Origin of the sequence: Bacillus sp. EE-W1 (assembly GCF_009760835.1) — a bacterium.
Classification (GTDB): Bacteria; Bacillota; Bacilli; order Bacillales; family Bacillaceae_G; genus Bacillus_A; species Bacillus_A wiedmannii.
This window is the reverse complement of record NZ_WIPE01000005.1, coordinates 11,733-28,485: the sequence shown is the minus strand read 5'-3', so window position 1 is coordinate 28,485 and position 16,753 is coordinate 11,733. Positions and strand designations below refer to the sequence as shown.

The following is a 16,753-nucleotide window of genomic DNA, read 5'->3' as shown; positions in this document are numbered from 1 at the left end:
TCAGGAGCAACCTTGATTATAGTAACATTTTGACTCATACAATGTCAACTAGGATTAACTGTTTTTATACAAAATTTACGACGGAAAATTTTACTGTTCCACATAAACTTCATCGTTTTCTACATTCATGTCACCTTGTGTTGTTTTTACAAGATCCACTTTGCGATAACGATTCATACCTGTTCCAGCAGGAACAAGTTTACCGATAATAACATTTTCTTTCAATCCTAGAAGCTCATCGCGTTTACCCTTAATCGCTGCATCAGTTAAGACACGTGTCGTTTCTTGGAACGATGCTGCAGATAAGAATGAATCAGTTTCAAGTGAAGCTTTTGTAATACCAAGTAGAACAGGTCTAGCCGTTGCTGGTTGTTTACCTTTCAGTAACACCTTCGCATTCGCATCAGTAAACTGATGGATATCTAGTAGTGTTCCTGGTAATACATCTGTTTCACCCGCATCACTTACACGAACTTTACGTAACATTTGACGTACCATTACTTCTACGTGTTTGTCACCAATTTCTACCCCTTGCATACGGTATACTTTTTGAACTTCACGTAGTAAGTATTCTTGAACCGCCGTAATGTCCGTTACTTTTAGTAATTCTTTCGGATCAATAGAACCTTCTGTTAACTCTTTACCGTGGCTAATTGGCTGTCCTAGAGTTACTTTCAGACGTGCACCGTAAGGAATAGCATACGTACGAGCTTCAACTTCACCCTGTACAACTACTTCTTGGCGATCTTTAACATCGTTAATCGCTGCGATAACACCATCAATTTCACTGATAACTGCCTGACCTTTCGGGTTACGAGCTTCGAAGATCTCTTGGATACGAGGTAAACCTTGAGTGATATCATCTCCGGCAACCCCACCTGTATGGAACGTACGCATCGTTAACTGTGTACCTGGCTCACCGATAGATTGAGCTGCGATAATACCTACCGCTTCTCCTACTTCTACGTCTGTACCAGTTGCTAAGTTTCGACCGTAACACTTCTTACATACACCGTGGCGAGTGTTACACGTGAACGCTGAACGAATGTTTACAGTTTCAACACCCGAATTTTCAACGATATGCGCGATATCTTCAGTAATTAGTTGGTTTTCACTAACTAATACTTCACCTGTTTCAGGATGTTTTACAGTTTTTCTTGCAAAACGTCCAACAAGACGATCATATAATGACTCAATTACTTCATTACCCTCTTTAATCGCACCAATTAATAGACCACGATCTGTTCCACAATCATCTTCACGGACAATTACATCTTGTGCAACGTCTACAAGACGACGTGTTAAGTAACCAGAATCGGCAGTTTTAAGTGCTGTATCGGCAAGACCTTTACGCGCACCATGCGTAGAGATGAAGTACTCAAGTACTGTTAAACCTTCACGGAAACTTGATTTAATTGGAAGTTCGATAATACGACCAGATGGATTGGCCATCAGACCACGCATACCAGCAAGCTGAGTAAAGTTCGATGCGTTACCACGGGCACCTGAATCACTCATCATGAAGATTGGGTTGCGTTTATTCAAGGATTTCATCAGTTTTCCTTGGATAACATCTTTTGCATTACTCCAAATAGAGATAACGCGATCGTAACGTTCTTCTTCCGTGATTAAACCGCGACGGAATTGTTTAATTACATTATCTACTTTTGCTTGTGCTTCATGGAGAATTTCATCTTTTTCGCCTAATACAAGAATGTCAGATACCCCAACTGTAATACCAGCTTTTGTAGAGTACTTAAATCCTAAGTTTTTCATACGGTCAAGCATGCGAGATGTTTCCGTAATTTGGAAACGTTTGAATACTTCCGCAATGATGTTACCAAGAATCTTCTTGCTAAATGGCGCCACTTCTTCGCGACTAGCAATAATTTCTTTAATGTTCGCACCTTTTTCAACGAAATATTCCGCTGGTGTTTCTTTTTCAAGGTTTGAGTTTGTTGGTTCATTAATATAAGGGAACGACTCTGGTAAGATTTCGTTAAATATTAATTTACCAACTGTTGTTAATAGAAGCTTACTCTTTTGCTCTTCAGTAAACGTTACATTATTTACCGAACTTGCAGCAACTGCAACACGTGTGTGCAGATGTACATATCCATTTTGGTATGCAAGTATTGCTTCGTTTGCATCTTTGAAGACCATACCTTCACCGATTGCGCCTTCACGCTCAAGTGTTAAGTAGTAGTTACCTAATACCATATCCTGAGATGGAGTAACAACTGGTTTTCCGTCTTTTGGATTCAAGATGTTTTGTGCCGCTAACATAAGAATACGAGCTTCTGCTTGTGCCTCTGATGATAACGGTACGTGAACTGCCATTTGGTCACCGTCAAAGTCCGCGTTGTATGCAGTACATACAAGTGGGTGAAGACGAATTGCGCGACCTTCTACTAATGTAGGTTCAAACGCCTGGATACCAAGACGGTGAAGTGTTGGTGCGCGGTTTAGAAGTACTGGATGCTCTTTGATCACAGATTCTAAAACGTCCCAAACTTCAGGTTGTACACGCTCAATTTTACGTTTAGCACTCTTAATGTTGTGTGCTAAACCTTTTCCAACTAACTCTTTCATAACGAAAGGCTTAAACAATTCAAGCGCCATTTCTTTCGGTAATCCACATTGGTACATCTTTAAGTTCGGTCCTACAACGATTACAGAACGGCCAGAGTAGTCAACACGTTTACCTAATAAGTTTTGACGGAAACGTCCTTGTTTACCTTTAAGCATGTGAGATAGTGATTTTAATGGACGGTTACCTGGTCCAGTAACTGGACGGCCGCGGCGACCATTATCGATTAATGCGTCTACAGCTTCTTGTAACATACGTTTTTCGTTTTGAACGATGATGCTTGGTGCACCTAAGTCCAATAGACGTTTTAAACGATTATTACGGTTAATTACACGACGGTATAAGTCGTTTAAGTCAGAAGTAGCAAAACGTCCACCATCCAACTGTACCATTGGGCGTAGTTCTGGCGGGATAACTGGAAGAACATCTAGGATCATCCAAGATGGGTGATTTCCAGAGTTACGGAATGCTTCTAATACTTCTAGACGTTTAATAGCACGAGTACGGCGTTGTCCTTGCGCTGTTTTTAATTCTTCTTTTAAGAAGTCTACTTCTTTATCTAAATCGATGTCTTGTAGTAGCTTTTTAATCGCTTCCGCACCCATAGCAGCTTGGAATGTGCTACCATATCGATCACGATATGCACGGTATTCTTTTTCAGAAAGTAATTGCTTCTTATCAAGTGGTGTATCTCCACTTTCTGTTACAACATAAGAAGCGAAATAAATTACTTCTTCAAGCGCGCGAGGGGACATGTCTAAGACAAGTCCCATGCGGCTCGGGATACCTTTGAAATACCAAATATGAGATACAGGAGCAGCTAATTCGATATGACCCATACGTTCACGACGAACTTTTGCACGCGTTACTTCAACGCCACATCGATCACAAACTACACCTTTATAACGTACACGTTTGTATTTTCCGCAATGACATTCCCAGTCCTTTTGTGGTCCGAAAATACGCTCACAGAACAAGCCATCTTTTTCAGGCTTTAACGTACGATAGTTAATTGTTTCTGGTTTCTTAACTTCACCGTATGACCAAGAACGAATCTTGTCAGGTGAAGCAAGTCCAATCTTCATATATTCAAAGTTATTTACATCTATCAAGGGGCCTACCTCCCTTTTAGTCTACAGGTTATCCCAATTATTCTTTAGTTGTCTCAACTTCGACATTCAATTTATCTGCTGATTGATGATCATCGTCATCTTCTGTATCACGCATTTCAATTTCTTTATCGTCGCTAGACATCATTTTAACGTCCATACCTAAACTTTGCAGCTCTTTAATCAATACTTTGAATGATTCAGGAACGCCTGGTTCTGGAACATTTTCACCTTTAACAATTGCTTCATACGTCTTAACACGTCCAACAACATCATCAGACTTCACTGTTAAGATTTCTTGAAGAGTATAAGCAGCACCGTAAGCTTCAAGTGCCCAAACCTCCATCTCACCGAAACGCTGTCCACCGAACTGAGCTTTACCTCCAAGAGGCTGCTGCGTTACAAGTGAGTATGGTCCAGTAGAACGAGCATGAAGTTTATCGTCAACCATGTGCGCAAGTTTGATCATATACATGACACCAACAGATACGCGGTTATCGAATGGTTCACCAGTACGTCCGTCATACAGGATTGTTTTCGCGTCATTTGCCATACCAGCTTCTTCAATCGTGCCCCAAACATCTTCCTCACGAGCACCATCGAATACTGGTGTTGCAATGTGAATACCAAGGTATCTTGCTGCCATACCAAGATGAAGCTCTAATACCTGACCGATATTCATACGAGATGGTACCCCTAATGGGTTTAACATGATATCGATTGGCGTACCGTCTGGTAAGTAAGGCATATCTTCTTCTGGTAAAATACGAGAGATAACACCTTTGTTACCGTGACGTCCGGCCATCTTGTCACCTTCAGAGATTTTACGTTTTTGAACGATATATGCACGTACAAGTTGATTCACGCCTGGTGGCAATTCATCGCCATCTTCACGGTTGAATACTTTTACGTCTAAGATAATACCGCCACCACCGTGTGGTACACGTAGTGATGTATCACGTACTTCACGTGCTTTTTCTCCAAAGATAGCATGTAATAGACGTTCTTCAGCTGTTAATTCTGTTACACCTTTAGGTGTTACTTTACCAACAAGTAAATCTCCATCTTTTACTTCCGCACCAACGCGAATGATACCGCGCTCGTCAAGGTTGCGTAATGCATCTTCCCCAACGTTTGGAATGTCACGTGTAATTTCTTCTGGTCCAAGCTTCGTATCACGAGCTTCTGACTCATATTCTTCAATATGAATAGAAGTGTACACATCATCTTTTACAAGGCGCTCACTCATAATGATCGCATCCTCGTAGTTATAACCGTCCCAAGTCATGAAGCCAACAAGCACGTTACGTCCAAGTGCTAGTTCACCTAATTCCATAGAAGGACCATCCGCAAGAATCTCACCTTTTACAACTTCATTTCCAACACTTACGATTGGACGTTGGTTGTAGCAAGTTCCTTGGTTAGAACGAATGAATTTTTGCATTTTGTAACGATCTAAGTCGCCTTTTACTGTTTGACCGTCAACTTCTACATAGCGACGTACCCAAACTTCACGTGCTTCTACGCGTTCAACAACACCAGGATGTTTACAGATTACTGCAGCACCTGAGTCTTTTGCTGATACGTACTCCATACCTGTACCTACAATCGGAGATTCCGGATTCATTAACGGAACCGCCTGACGTTGCATGTTCGCTCCCATAAGTGCGCGGTTAGAGTCATCGTTTTCTAAGAACGGAATACAAGCTGTCGCTGCCGACACTACTTGTTTTGGAGATACATCCATGTAGTCGATGCGTTCTTTATTTGTGACAATGTTTTCACCACGGAAACGAGCTACGATATCTTCGCTAAGGAATTCTCCTTCTTCAGATAATTTCATATTCGCTTGGGCTACAACATAATTATCTTCTTCATCTGCTGTTAAGTAATCAACCTGCCCTGTTACAAGACCAGATTCTGGATCAACACGACGGTATGGTGTTTCAATGAAACCAAACTCATTTACTTTCGCGAACGATGATAATGAGTTAATCAAACCGATGTTTGGTCCCTCTGGCGTTTCAATCGGACACATACGACCATAGTGAGAGTAGTGAACGTCACGTACTTCAAAGCCTGCGCGCTCACGCGTTAAACCACCGGGTCCTAATGCAGATAGTCTTCGTTTGTGAGTTAACTCTGCTAATGGGTTTGTTTGATCCATGAACTGAGATAACTGAGAACTTCCGAAGAACTCTTTAATAGATGCAATAACCGGGCGAATGTTAATTAACGCTTGTGGTGTAATTGCATTTGTATCTTGAATCGACATTCTCTCACGAACAACACGTTCCATACGAGAAAGACCGATACGGAATTGATTTTGTAATAGTTCTCCAACAGAACGCAGACGACGGTTTCCTAAATGGTCGATATCATCTGTATCCCCCACTTTGTATAGTAGGTTGAAGAAGTAACTGATAGAAGCAAGGATATCACCTGGTGTGATGTGTTTTACATCACGAGTAATATTTGCATTACCAATTACATTAATTACGCGTTCGCCTTCTGACTCAGGAGCATAAATTTTAATAGATTGCAGCTCAACATCGCCTTCTACCACTCCACCCATTGGTTTCGCTGTTTTGAATCCAATGTTTTTCTCTAAGTAAGGTAAAATGCGATCAAGTGTACGACGATCTAAGATTGTTCCTTCCGCCGCTAAAATTTCACCAGTTTCTGGATCCACTAATGTTTCAGCTAAACGTTGATTAAACAATCTGTTTTTAATGTGTAACTTCTTGTTGATCTTATAGCGACCTACATTTGCTAAATCGTAGCGCTTTGGATCGAAGAAACGAGACACAAGTAAGCTCTTAGCATTTTCTACTGTTGGTGGTTCACCAGGACGTAGACGCTCATAAATTTCAAGCAATGCTTTTTCTGTGCTATCTGTGTTGTCTTTTTCTAATGTGTTGCTTAAGTATTCGTTATCACCTAAAAGCTCGGTGATTTCTTGATCAGAGCCAAACCCTAATGCGCGTAACAAAACAGTTACAGGAAGTTTACGCGTACGGTCAATACGCACATATACAACATCCTTAGCATCTGTCTCATACTCTAACCAAGCTCCGCGGTTTGGAATTACAGTAGCAGTAAAACCACGTTTTCCGTTTTTATCCACTTTGCCACTATAGTATACGCTTGGAGAGCGAACTAACTGGGAAACGATAACACGTTCTGCACCGTTAATTACGAATGTTCCAGTCTCTGTCATGAGTGGGAAATCTCCCATGAACACATCTTGTTCTTTTACTTCACCAGTTTCCTTGTTGATTAGACGCACTTTTACACGAAGTGGTGCTGCATACGTCACATCACGCTCTTTGCATTCGTCTACAGAGTATTTAGGTTCACCTAAGCTGTAGTCGATAAATTCAAGCGATAGATTTCCCGTAAAGTCTTCGATCGGAGAAATGTCCTGGAACATTTCTCGCAAACCCTCATCAAGAAACCACTGATAAGAAGAGGTTTGAATTTCGATAAGATTTGGTAACTCTAATACTTCACTAATACGGGCATAACTTCTTCGTTGGCGGTGGCGTCCGTATTGAACTAGTTGACCTGTCAACTGCTTCACCCCTCAAATCATGAGTATTATAAATGCACAAAAAAATTTGTGCAAAATCACAAATAAATACAACTACTGCTATTAGCGTAGTTTTTTCTCTTAAAGATAAATACGTTGAGTCTTTCTACCTGCTCAAAAAAGAAAAATGGCTTCTATAAGAAAACCATCATTCTGTTTCATAATCTGCTGATTTTACTATCTTTTCCAAGAGAAACAAAAATATACATCTTTCTCAACGCAGAAAATCATATATTGGCATTGTATAATGTTAACATAGCCAAAAATAACCGTCAACGTTTTTTTGATTTTATGATATAATATCCTTTTTTCTTTTCTACAACTTCGACTTCAGAAAATACTTCCTCTAGTTTCTTCAGTGCAGATGGTGCACCTTGCTTCTTTTGAATAACAATCCACAACTCTCCACCTGGAACTAAATACTCTACAGCCTTTTCTAAAATCTCATGCACGATATCTTTACCTGCACGAATTGGAGGATTAGATAGAATAGCAGCATACATACCATCTACATTTTCATAGACGCTACTTTGAAAAATGCGTACATTTCCAATTCTATTGTTAGCGGCATTTTCTTTCGCAAGCTCAAGCGCCCTTTCATTCACATCCACCATGTGAACTTTACGGTCTTGAAACTCTTTCGCCAACGATAAACCAATTGGTCCATATCCACAACCTACGTCTAATATATCACCTTTAATATCTGGCACTTGAAACGCTTCAATTAAAAGACGAGAACCAAAGTCCACTTCGTTTTTCGAGAACACCCCACGGTCAGATAAGAAAGTAAATTGAGATCCACGAAGTGTAAATTCCCATCGTTTACGATCACTTTTACTAGAAGGGTCGTTAGAAAAATAATGGTCTGCCATATGGCCACCTCTTTTCTTTACAGTTAAAAAAAAAGCTCGCATGAGAGCGAGCTTTTTTTAAAGCATCAAAAGTTAATTACTTAACTTCTACAGCAGCGCCAACTTCTTCAAGTTTAGCTTTCATTTCTTCAGCTTCCTCTTTAGAAACGCCTTCTTTGATTGCTTTTGGAGTGTTGTCAACTAATTCTTTAGCTTCTTTTAAGCCAAGACCAGTGATTTCACGTACAGCTTTGATAACTTTGATTTTTTGAGCGCCAGCACTTGCAAGTACTACGTCAAATTCAGTTTTCTCAGCAGCAGCTTCACCAGCGCCACCAGCTACAGCTACAGGAGCAGCAGCAGTTACGCCGAATTCTTCCTCGATAGCTTTTACTAAGTCGTTAAGTTCTAATACAGTCATAGATTTAACTGCTTCAATGATTTGTTCTTTAGTCATTGTAAATATCCTCCCTTAAATAGGTTTGTATTGTTTTATAGATAACAAGTAATTATCTTTTAAAAAATTAAGCGCCTTGCTCTTCCTTTTGTTCTGCAACTGCTTTAGTAGCAAGTGCAAGGTTACGGATTGGAGCTTGAAGAACGCTAAGAAGCATAGAAAGTAAGCCTTCACGTGATGGAAGAGTAGCGATAGCTTTAACCTCATCAAGTGTTACAAGTTTACCTTCGATTACACCAGCTTTAATTTCTAAAGCTTCATGTTTTGTAGCGAAGTCGTTTAATACTTTCGCAGGAGCAACTACATCCTCGTTACTGAACGCGATTGCGTTTGGTCCTGTTAAGAATTCGTTTAACTCAGCCATTTCAGCAGACTCTGCAGCACGACGAGTTAAAGAGTTTTTGTAAACTTTGAACTCAACGCCAGCTTCACGTAAGTTTTTACGTAATTCTGTTACTTCAGAAACTGTTAAACCACGGTAGTCAACAACGATTGTAGATTTACTTTCGCGAAGTTTGTCCGCGATTTCAGTTACAACTTGTTGTTTAGTTTCGATTACTTTGCTCATGTTATTACACCTCCTGTAGATTATATAGAAGATGTACCGAAAGTGCACTAAAAACCTCCATGCCCAACTTGTAGACATGGAGGCATATAGTCACAGAAAAAAATTCCGTTTCGTATATTAACACCTAGGTAGGAAATTAAGTCTATTGACACCTACTGTCTACGGTACACTAATTAAATTCACAACATAAATGATTATATAAAAACTTCTTTATGAAGTCAACTTCCAAATTTTACGCTAATGTAGAAACGTCTACACGTACGCCAGGTCCCATTGTAGAAGCAACTGTTACGTTCTTCATGTAAGTACCTTTTGCAGCAGCTGGCTTAACTTTTTGTAAAGTGTCAGCAATTGTTCCGAAGTTTTCTACTAATTTAGCATCTTCGAAAGATACTTTACCGATTGGAACGTGGATGTTACCAGCTTTATCAACGCGGTATTCAACTTTACCAGCTTTGATTTCGTTAACAGCTTTAGTTACATCGAAAGTAACTGTTCCAGTTTTAGGGTTTGGCATTAAACCTTTAGGTCCTAATACGCGACCAAGTTTACCAACTTCACCCATCATGTCAGGAGTTGCTACTACTACATCGAAATCGAACCAACCTTGTTGGATTTTACCGATGTAATCAGCATCGCCTACGAAGTCAGCTCCAGCAGCTTCAGCTTCTTTAGCCTTTTCACCTTTAGCGAATACTAATACACGTTGTACTTTACCAGTACCGTGTGGAAGAACAACTGCACCACGGATTTGTTGGTCAGCTTTCTTAGGGTCAACACCTAAACGGAATGCAACTTCTACAGTCGCATCAAATTTAGCTGTGTTTGTTTTCTTTACTAATTCTACTGCTTCTGTTGCAGAGTAAGCAGTTGCACGATCAACAAGCTTTGCAGCTTCTACGTACTTTTTACCTCTTTTAGCCATTTTTATTTCCTCCTCGAATGTGGTTTTAGCGGAATAACCTCCCACGTTTACGCTTATTTTCAGGTATAACCTGAGGATGCGCGCCATCCATTTATTTAAAAACGATAATCATTTACGATAATAAAGGTTGCGAATTGGAATTCCAGACCCGCAACCTTTTTAAAAAAAACAAATCGAATTAGTCTTCGATAACGATGCCCATACTGCGTGCAGTACCTTCAACCATACGCATTGCAGCTTCTACACTAGCAGCGTTTAGGTCAGGCATTTTAGTTTCAGCGATTTCGCGTACTTTATCACGCTTAACAGTTGCCACTTTATTACGGTTTGGTTCACCAGAACCAGACTCAATACCAGCTACTTTCTTAAGAAGAACAGCAGCAGGAGGAGTTTTAGTAATGAAAGTGAATGAACGGTCCTCAAATACCGTAATTTCAACAGGGATGATAAGACCAGCTTGATCAGCTGTACGAGCGTTAAACTCTTTACAGAAGCCCATGATGTTAACACCTGCTTGTCCTAATGCTGGACCAACTGGTGGAGCTGGGTTAGCTTTACCTGCAGGAATTTGAAGCTTTACCATTTTAATTACCTTTTTAGCCACGAGACACACCTCCTTAAGTCCGTGATGTGGTCAATTGGACAGTGATTTGCCCTCCCACGTCATATTTTATCTGTAAGGATAAAATCTTTCAAAAAACGTCTCCGATAACGAAGACGTACTGACTTAAAAGATATTATCACTTTTTACAATTCATTTCAAGTTTCATTTTATAATTTTTCAATTTGATGGAAGTCAAGCTCAACTGGAGTCTCGCGACCAAACATGTCCACAAGCACGCTAACCTTTTTCTTCTCCACATCAATTTCTTCAATAGCACCTGTATAATCTGCGAATGGCCCCTCATTTACACGCACTGTCTCATGAAGTTCAAAGTCGAAATCAACCACTTCGTTGTCCATTCCCATATGCTTCATAATGGTAACCACTTCCTCTTCTAATAGAGGTGATGGTTTAGATCCAGAACCAGAAGAACCAACGAACCCAGTTACACCTGGCGTGTTACGTACAACATACCAAGAGTCATCAGTCATGATTAATTCTACTAATACATAACCTGGGAACACTTTTCTTTTCATTAATTTTTCTTTACCGTTTTTCATTTCTACTTCTACTTCTTCCGGGACAACAACACGGAAAATTTTATCTTGCATACCCATTGATTCTACACGTTTCTCTAGGTTTGCTTTTACTTTATTTTCATATCCAGAATAAGTATGGACAACATACCAACTTTTTTCCATTCATTTAGGACGAGCGTCCTTCCCTCCCTGACGTACATTTTTTTGCGCAAATGAAAAAACCCGTTCACCGGGCCTTTACACAGTTCTTATAAATAACATTATATCATGGATAAGTGCTTCTTATTCAAGAATTAACCAAGAATTAACCGAATTAAAGAAGAAATGCCCATATCAACCACTGCGAAGAAAATCGCAAAGAAGACAACTGTAGCGATAACAGTCGCTGTTGAACGGAGTAATTCATCTTTTTTAGGCCAACTTACTTTTTTCATTTCGCGACCTACATCGCCGAAAAAGTTCGTTAAACGCATCTACGGGACCTCCAGTGTATTATTTCAATTATTTATTTTGTTTCCTTGTGAACTGTATGCTGATTGCATGTTTTACAAAACTTCTTTATTTCAAGTCGCTCTACTGAGCTCGTATCTTTCATCGTAGAGTAGTTTCGATTTTTACACTCTTCACATGAGAGTACAACTTTTTTCCTCATTAGTTACACCAACCTTGTAACATTATGTCCCTAAAAATGTATCATACAACAAAAGACAATGTCAATGACATGCCTTTTGCACTCTCTACAAAAAGAAAACAGGTGATTTTTTACACCTGTAGCATTTGTTATGAATTTAAAGTGGTACTCTCTCTCATTTCCATATATCGTTCCAATTTCCGCTTCACCCTCTGTAAAGCATTATCAATAGATTTCACATGTCTATTTAACTGTTCCGAAATCTCTTGATAAGAACGACCATCTAGATATAAAGAAAGCACTTTTCTTTCTAAATCGCTTAATAATTCAGATATTTTAGATTCTATGTCTGTATATTCTTCCTGACTTATAATCATTTCTTCAGGATCCGTTACCTTCGCTTCCGAAATAACATCTAATAATGTCCGATCAGATTCCTCATCATAAATCGGCTTATCTAAAGACACATATGAATTTAACGGAATATGTTTTTGCCTTGTTGCTGTTTTAATAGCGGTAATAATTTGCCGAGTGATACACAGTTCAGCAAATGCTTTGAATGAAGACAGCTTGTCCTCTTTATAATCACGAATCGCTTTAAACAATCCAATCATACCTTCTTGAACAATATCTTCTCGATCGGCACCCACTAAGAAATAAGATCTCGATTTCGCGCGAACAAAGTTCTTATATTTGTGAATCAAATATTCTAGAGCGTCAGTATTACCTTTTCGAACTAACTCAACGATTGCCTCATCCTCTAAATCACGAAATGTAACGTCGCCTACACTTACGAAGCCTGCTTCCACCTTGATCCCTCCGACCGCTATTTATTTAGCAATATTATACAGTAAAAAGATAAAGAGCGTCAATGCTTCAACGCTCTCCTCTTCTTAATTTTTCTAATTTTTCTGTAATATCTTTACTAAATATCTTTCGCATGGCGGGTTGCTTTTCTTTTGTGTCTTGTGTACGCCTTCTTACTTGTTGCTCCATCGCTTGTACTTCCAACTCCAATTCACGTGCAGATTTCCGAAGAGCACCTTGCGCAAATATAACCCATTGTTCCGTATAATCAGAAGTCGCAACATATATTTGCGTATTTATATTTCTAAGCTCAATCGCAAGCTGCTCTATCTTTTCATCTGCAGTTTGATTCTTCCTCGTGAATATGACTTCCACACGCGATTGTTTCATCTTTTTTTCAATACCTTGGACTGTATAAGCATCAAAAACTATCATTACCTTTGTACCTGTGTATCCTTGGTAATCCGCCATCTTATCAATCAGTGCATCTCTTGATGATTGCAAATCTACATCCCGTAGTTTCTTCAAGTCTCCCCAAGCTCCGATAATGTTGTAACCGTCAACGATTAAAATATCGTTCATTTTTTATTTACCAATTTCGTGACGCTTACGATATACCTCATACATTAACAAACTTGCGGCTACTGAAGCATTTAAGGATGTAACTTTACCGACCATCGGTAAAGTAATTAAGAAATCACATTTTTCACCAATAATACGACTCATACCTTTTCCTTCACTTCCAATTACTAATCCAATTGGCATTTTACCATCTAAATTACGGTAATCCGTTTTCCCTTTTGCATCTGTACCAGCAATCCAAAGTCCACGTTCTTTTAATTCATCGATTGTACGAGATAAATTCGTTACACGTGCAACAGGAATATATTCAATTGCTCCAGTCGATGCTTTCGCAACTGATGCAGTAAGTCCCACAGCTCTTCTTTTCGGAATAATAATTCCATGAGCTCCTGTTGCATCCGCAGTACGCATAATAGAACCTAGGTTATGCGGGTCTTCGATTTCATCTAAAATTAAGAAGAACGGATCTTCGTTACGCTTCTCTGCCACTTTAAATAGATCTTCTAGCTCAGCATATTGATATGCAGCCACTTGAGCAATTACACCTTGATGGTTCCCCTCAACTAACTGGTCTAACTTCTTCTTTGGTGCATGTTGTAAAATAATCTTATTTTCTTTCGCTAGTGCTAGTACAATTTGTATTTGTCCTTTGGCAGCACCTTCCGCGATCCAAATTTTATTAATATCTCTTCCTGAGCGTAACGCTTCAATTACAGGGTTACGTCCGATAATATATTCACTACTCATGATGATGTGCCCCCTTCCTTTTCTTCTAAAACAGCAATTGCCTTATATACAATTTCGTCTAATCTTTCACGATTATTTAATAAGTGATGATAGCCAATTAGCGCTTCAAAGGCTGTACTATATCGATATGTTTGTACATCAGTATTTTTCGGGACAGTACCTGAATTTGCATTACCGCCCTCTTCTTAGTACCGCCTCTTCTTCCTCTGTTAAAAATGCTGTCTCTAATAAATGATAAACAACTTTCGCCTGCGCTTTTGCCGAAACAAAGCTTGTCCCTAATCGATGCAATTGATTAGGACGAACTTTCCCTTTTTGAAGTAGGTGATAGCGGATATATTGTTCATATACCGCATCACCCATATATGCTAACGCTAAGCTGTTTAATTGCTTTGCATCAATCATTCTTATCCTCTTTTCCATCTTGTACCTTGAGCGGTATCTTCTAAAATAATATTACGGTCTTTTAAATCATCGCGAATTTGATCCGATAACGCAAAATCACGATTTTTACGAGCTTCAATGCGCTTTTGAATAAGTACCTCAATTTCTTCATCAAGCAACTCTTCTTGCGCTAATTCTAACCCTAAAATATCAAATAATGTTTCAAGTTGTTTTACGTATGCTTCAATTACAACTGTAGACGTATGTTCTTCCAGTAAATATTGATTTGCATGATTTGCTACATTATATAACTCAGTGATTGCATTAGCAGTGTTGAAGTCATCATTCATTGCTTCTTCAAATGCAGTCTGGAATTTTTCCAGTTCCGCTAACCATTTCTCATTATGATCTGTTAAATCAGTACTACTTTCCATACGGTGTTTTAAATTACCGTAAGCCGTTTTAATTCTTTCCAGTCCGTTATTTGTACTTTGTAGTAAATCTTCACTGAAATTAATTGGGTGACGGTAATGTACCGATAGCATAAAGAATCTAATTAGCTGTGGATCATATTGCTTAATGATATCGTGAACTAAAATGAAGTTCCCCAGTGACTTAGACATCTTCTCATTATTAATATTAATATATCCATTGTGCATCCAATAACGTGCAAATGTTTTTCCTGTTAATGCCTCAGACTGCGCAATTTCATTCTCATGATGAGGAAATGCCAAGTCTTGACCACCAGCATGAATATCGATTGTATCTCCTAAGTATTTACGCGCCATTGCTGAGCATTCAATATGCCAGCCTGGACGACCTTTCCCCCAAGGGCTTTCCCAGAAGATTTCTCCTTCTTTCGCAGCTTTCCATAGAGCAAAATCAAGAGGATCTTGTTTCTTTTCTCCTACTTCAATGCGTGCACCGTGACGTAAGTCGGCGATTGGTTGATGCGATAATTTACCGTATCCTTCAAATTCCTTCGTTCTAAAGTACACATCACCTTCTGATTCATATGCATATCCTTTATTCACAAGTTCTTGAATAAATTCAATAATGATATCCATATTTTCCGTTACACGCGGATGAACTGTTGCATGTTTGCAACCTAGTGCCGTTACATCTTCAAAATACGCTTCAACGAAACGGTCAGCAATTGTCGGCACATCTTCACCTAATTCATTTGCTGCTTTAATTAATTTATCATCTACGTCAGTAAAGTTAGATACATACTGCACATCATACCCTTTATATTCTAAATAACGGCGTACCGTATCAAATACCATAGGTGGTCTTGCATTCCCAATGTGAATATAGTTATAAACTGTAGGTCCACACACATACATCTTTACCTTATTTTCTTCTAATGGAGTAAACTCTTCCTTTTGACGCGTTAACGTATTATAAATGTGAATAGTCATTTTTATCCTTCCTTTCTACCTTTGCTTCAAGTTGTTTTTTCAATTTATCAAGTTCTACTTCCATGACCTTTAACTTATCAAAAATTGGGTCTGGAAGGTCAGAATGATTTAATTCTTGACCGATCTTTACTCCATTTTGAATAACGACTCGGCCAGGTATACCTACAACTGTAGAATGTGCAGGCACTTCTTTTAATACGACAGACCCTGCTCCAATTTTAGAATTCTCTCCAACTGTAATAGAACCTAGTACTTTAGCACCTGTTGCAATTAATACATTATCCTGAATTGTAGGGTGCCTCTTCCCCTTTTCTTTACCCGTACCACCTAATGTAACACCTTGATAGATCGTTACATTATCACCAATCTCGCACGTTTCTCCAATTACAACCCCCATTCCATGGTCTATGAAAAAACGACGACCAATTGTTGCTCCTGGATGAATCTCAATACCGGTAAAAAAACGACTAACTTGTGAGATCCAACGTGCAATAAAGAAGAAATTCTTTTTATAAAAAGCATGTGCAATTCGATGGGCCCAAACTGCATGTAATCCAGAGTAAGTCAAAATGACTTCGAAATAACTTCTTGCCGCTGGATCCTGTTCAAAAACGACTTCAATATCTTCCCGAAGCCTCTTAAACATCGACGCTCCCTCCCCTTTATGGGCTGCTTTTTCGAGTGAACTAACTCCCTTAACTCCCTACTTATCCCCCTAAATCTTTATACACGGGGATAAAACTTATACTCATACCCATTTTTACGGTATAAAAAAGACGCCTCTGTCATATTGACAGAGACGCCTTATAAGCGCGGTTCCACTCTGTTTAGGCTAAAGAAAGCCTCAAACTCATCTATGATAACGGTGTACACCGCTTCTGCTTACTTTACGCCCTAAGACGTTTCACAAAACAATTCGCTGTTCAGCAGAAGACTCGAAGGGGCA

Annotated in this window: 15 protein-coding genes, 1 pseudogene and 2 other annotated features (1 of these 18 running past the window's edge); all 16 genes and pseudogenes read right to left on the bottom strand. The window is 39.2% G+C overall.

All coding sequences use genetic code 11. From position 1 onward, the window contains the following. Positions 1–90: 90 nt before the first annotated feature. Entirely contained in the window at positions 91–3,702 is a 3,612-nt protein-coding gene (gene rpoC, locus GFJ36_RS00465) for a DNA-directed RNA polymerase subunit beta' (RefSeq protein WP_000567950.1), read from the bottom strand. Positions 3,703–3,739: 37 nt separating this feature from the next. Then, positions 3,740–7,273, bottom strand: a complete 3,534-nt coding sequence (gene rpoB / locus GFJ36_RS00460; protein ID WP_000147550.1) for a DNA-directed RNA polymerase subunit beta — start codon at positions 7,271–7,273, stop codon at positions 3,740–3,742. A gap of 290 nt (positions 7,274–7,563) precedes the next feature. Then, positions 7,564–8,163: a class I SAM-dependent methyltransferase gene (locus GFJ36_RS00455; protein ID WP_048543031.1), complete on the bottom strand. Its 600-nt coding sequence runs from the start codon at positions 8,161–8,163 to the stop codon at positions 7,564–7,566. A gap of 76 nt (positions 8,164–8,239) precedes the next feature. Further along, positions 8,240–8,599, bottom strand: coding sequence for a 50S ribosomal protein L7/L12 (gene rplL, locus GFJ36_RS00450; protein WP_000159737.1), 360 nt, complete (start codon positions 8,597–8,599; stop codon positions 8,240–8,242). Positions 8,600–8,666: 67 nt separating this feature from the next. Continuing rightward, complete coding sequence (rplJ, locus tag GFJ36_RS00445; RefSeq protein WP_000048721.1) at positions 8,667–9,167, bottom strand: 50S ribosomal protein L10; 501 nt, start codon at positions 9,165–9,167, stop codon at positions 8,667–8,669. Between the two features lie 39 nt (positions 9,168–9,206). Then, positions 9,207–9,350 (bottom strand) — a sequence feature (ribosomal protein L10 leader region). Positions 9,351–9,399: 49 nt separating this feature from the next. After that, a complete protein-coding gene (rplA, locus tag GFJ36_RS00440; protein WP_002096939.1) occupies positions 9,400–10,092 on the bottom strand; it encodes a 50S ribosomal protein L1 in 693 nt (230 codons plus the stop codon). 178 nt (positions 10,093–10,270) lie between these two features. Beyond that, positions 10,271–10,696, bottom strand: coding sequence for a 50S ribosomal protein L11 (rplK, locus tag GFJ36_RS00435; protein WP_001085872.1), 426 nt, complete (start codon positions 10,694–10,696; stop codon positions 10,271–10,273). A 167-nt stretch (positions 10,697–10,863) separates the two neighbouring features. After that, positions 10,864–11,397, bottom strand: a complete 534-nt coding sequence (gene nusG / locus GFJ36_RS00430) for a transcription termination/antitermination protein NusG (RefSeq protein WP_000415794.1) — start codon at positions 11,395–11,397, stop codon at positions 10,864–10,866. A gap of 131 nt (positions 11,398–11,528) precedes the next feature. Further along, positions 11,529–11,708: a preprotein translocase subunit SecE gene (gene secE / locus GFJ36_RS00425; protein WP_001241321.1), complete on the bottom strand. Its 180-nt coding sequence runs from the start codon at positions 11,706–11,708 to the stop codon at positions 11,529–11,531. Between the two features lie 32 nt (positions 11,709–11,740). Further along, positions 11,741–11,887, bottom strand: coding sequence for a 50S ribosomal protein L33 (gene rpmG / locus GFJ36_RS00420; protein ID WP_002070160.1), 147 nt, complete (start codon positions 11,885–11,887; stop codon positions 11,741–11,743). Positions 11,888–12,015: 128 nt separating this feature from the next. Beyond that, positions 12,016–12,675, bottom strand: coding sequence for an RNA polymerase factor sigma-70 (locus tag GFJ36_RS00415; RefSeq protein WP_000387198.1), 660 nt, complete (start codon positions 12,673–12,675; stop codon positions 12,016–12,018). A 67-nt stretch (positions 12,676–12,742) separates the two neighbouring features. Continuing rightward, the gene (locus GFJ36_RS00410; protein WP_000997888.1) at positions 12,743–13,255 is read right to left on the bottom strand and encodes an NYN domain-containing protein; all 513 of its coding nucleotides are present in this window, start codon (positions 13,253–13,255) and stop codon (positions 12,743–12,745) included. Between the two features lie 3 nt (positions 13,256–13,258). Next, the gene (rlmB, locus tag GFJ36_RS00405) at positions 13,259–14,002 is read right to left on the bottom strand and encodes a 23S rRNA (guanosine(2251)-2'-O)-methyltransferase RlmB (RefSeq protein ID WP_000093757.1); all 744 of its coding nucleotides are present in this window, start codon (positions 14,000–14,002) and stop codon (positions 13,259–13,261) included. After that, positions 13,999–14,407: pseudogene (locus GFJ36_RS00400) on the bottom strand (Mini-ribonuclease 3). Before GFJ36_RS00400 ends, rlmB begins: the two are co-directional and overlap by 4 nt. A gap of 2 nt (positions 14,408–14,409) precedes the next feature. After that, complete coding sequence (cysS, locus tag GFJ36_RS00395) at positions 14,410–15,807, bottom strand: cysteine--tRNA ligase (RefSeq protein ID WP_000152265.1); 1,398 nt, start codon at positions 15,805–15,807, stop codon at positions 14,410–14,412. Further along, a complete protein-coding gene (gene cysE, locus GFJ36_RS00390) occupies positions 15,788–16,453 on the bottom strand; it encodes a serine O-acetyltransferase (RefSeq protein ID WP_088061478.1) in 666 nt (221 codons plus the stop codon). Before cysE ends, cysS begins: the two co-directional genes overlap by 20 nt. Positions 16,454–16,599: 146 nt before the next feature. Continuing rightward, positions 16,600–16,753 (bottom strand) — a binding site (T-box leader) (it continues 93 nt past the right edge of the window).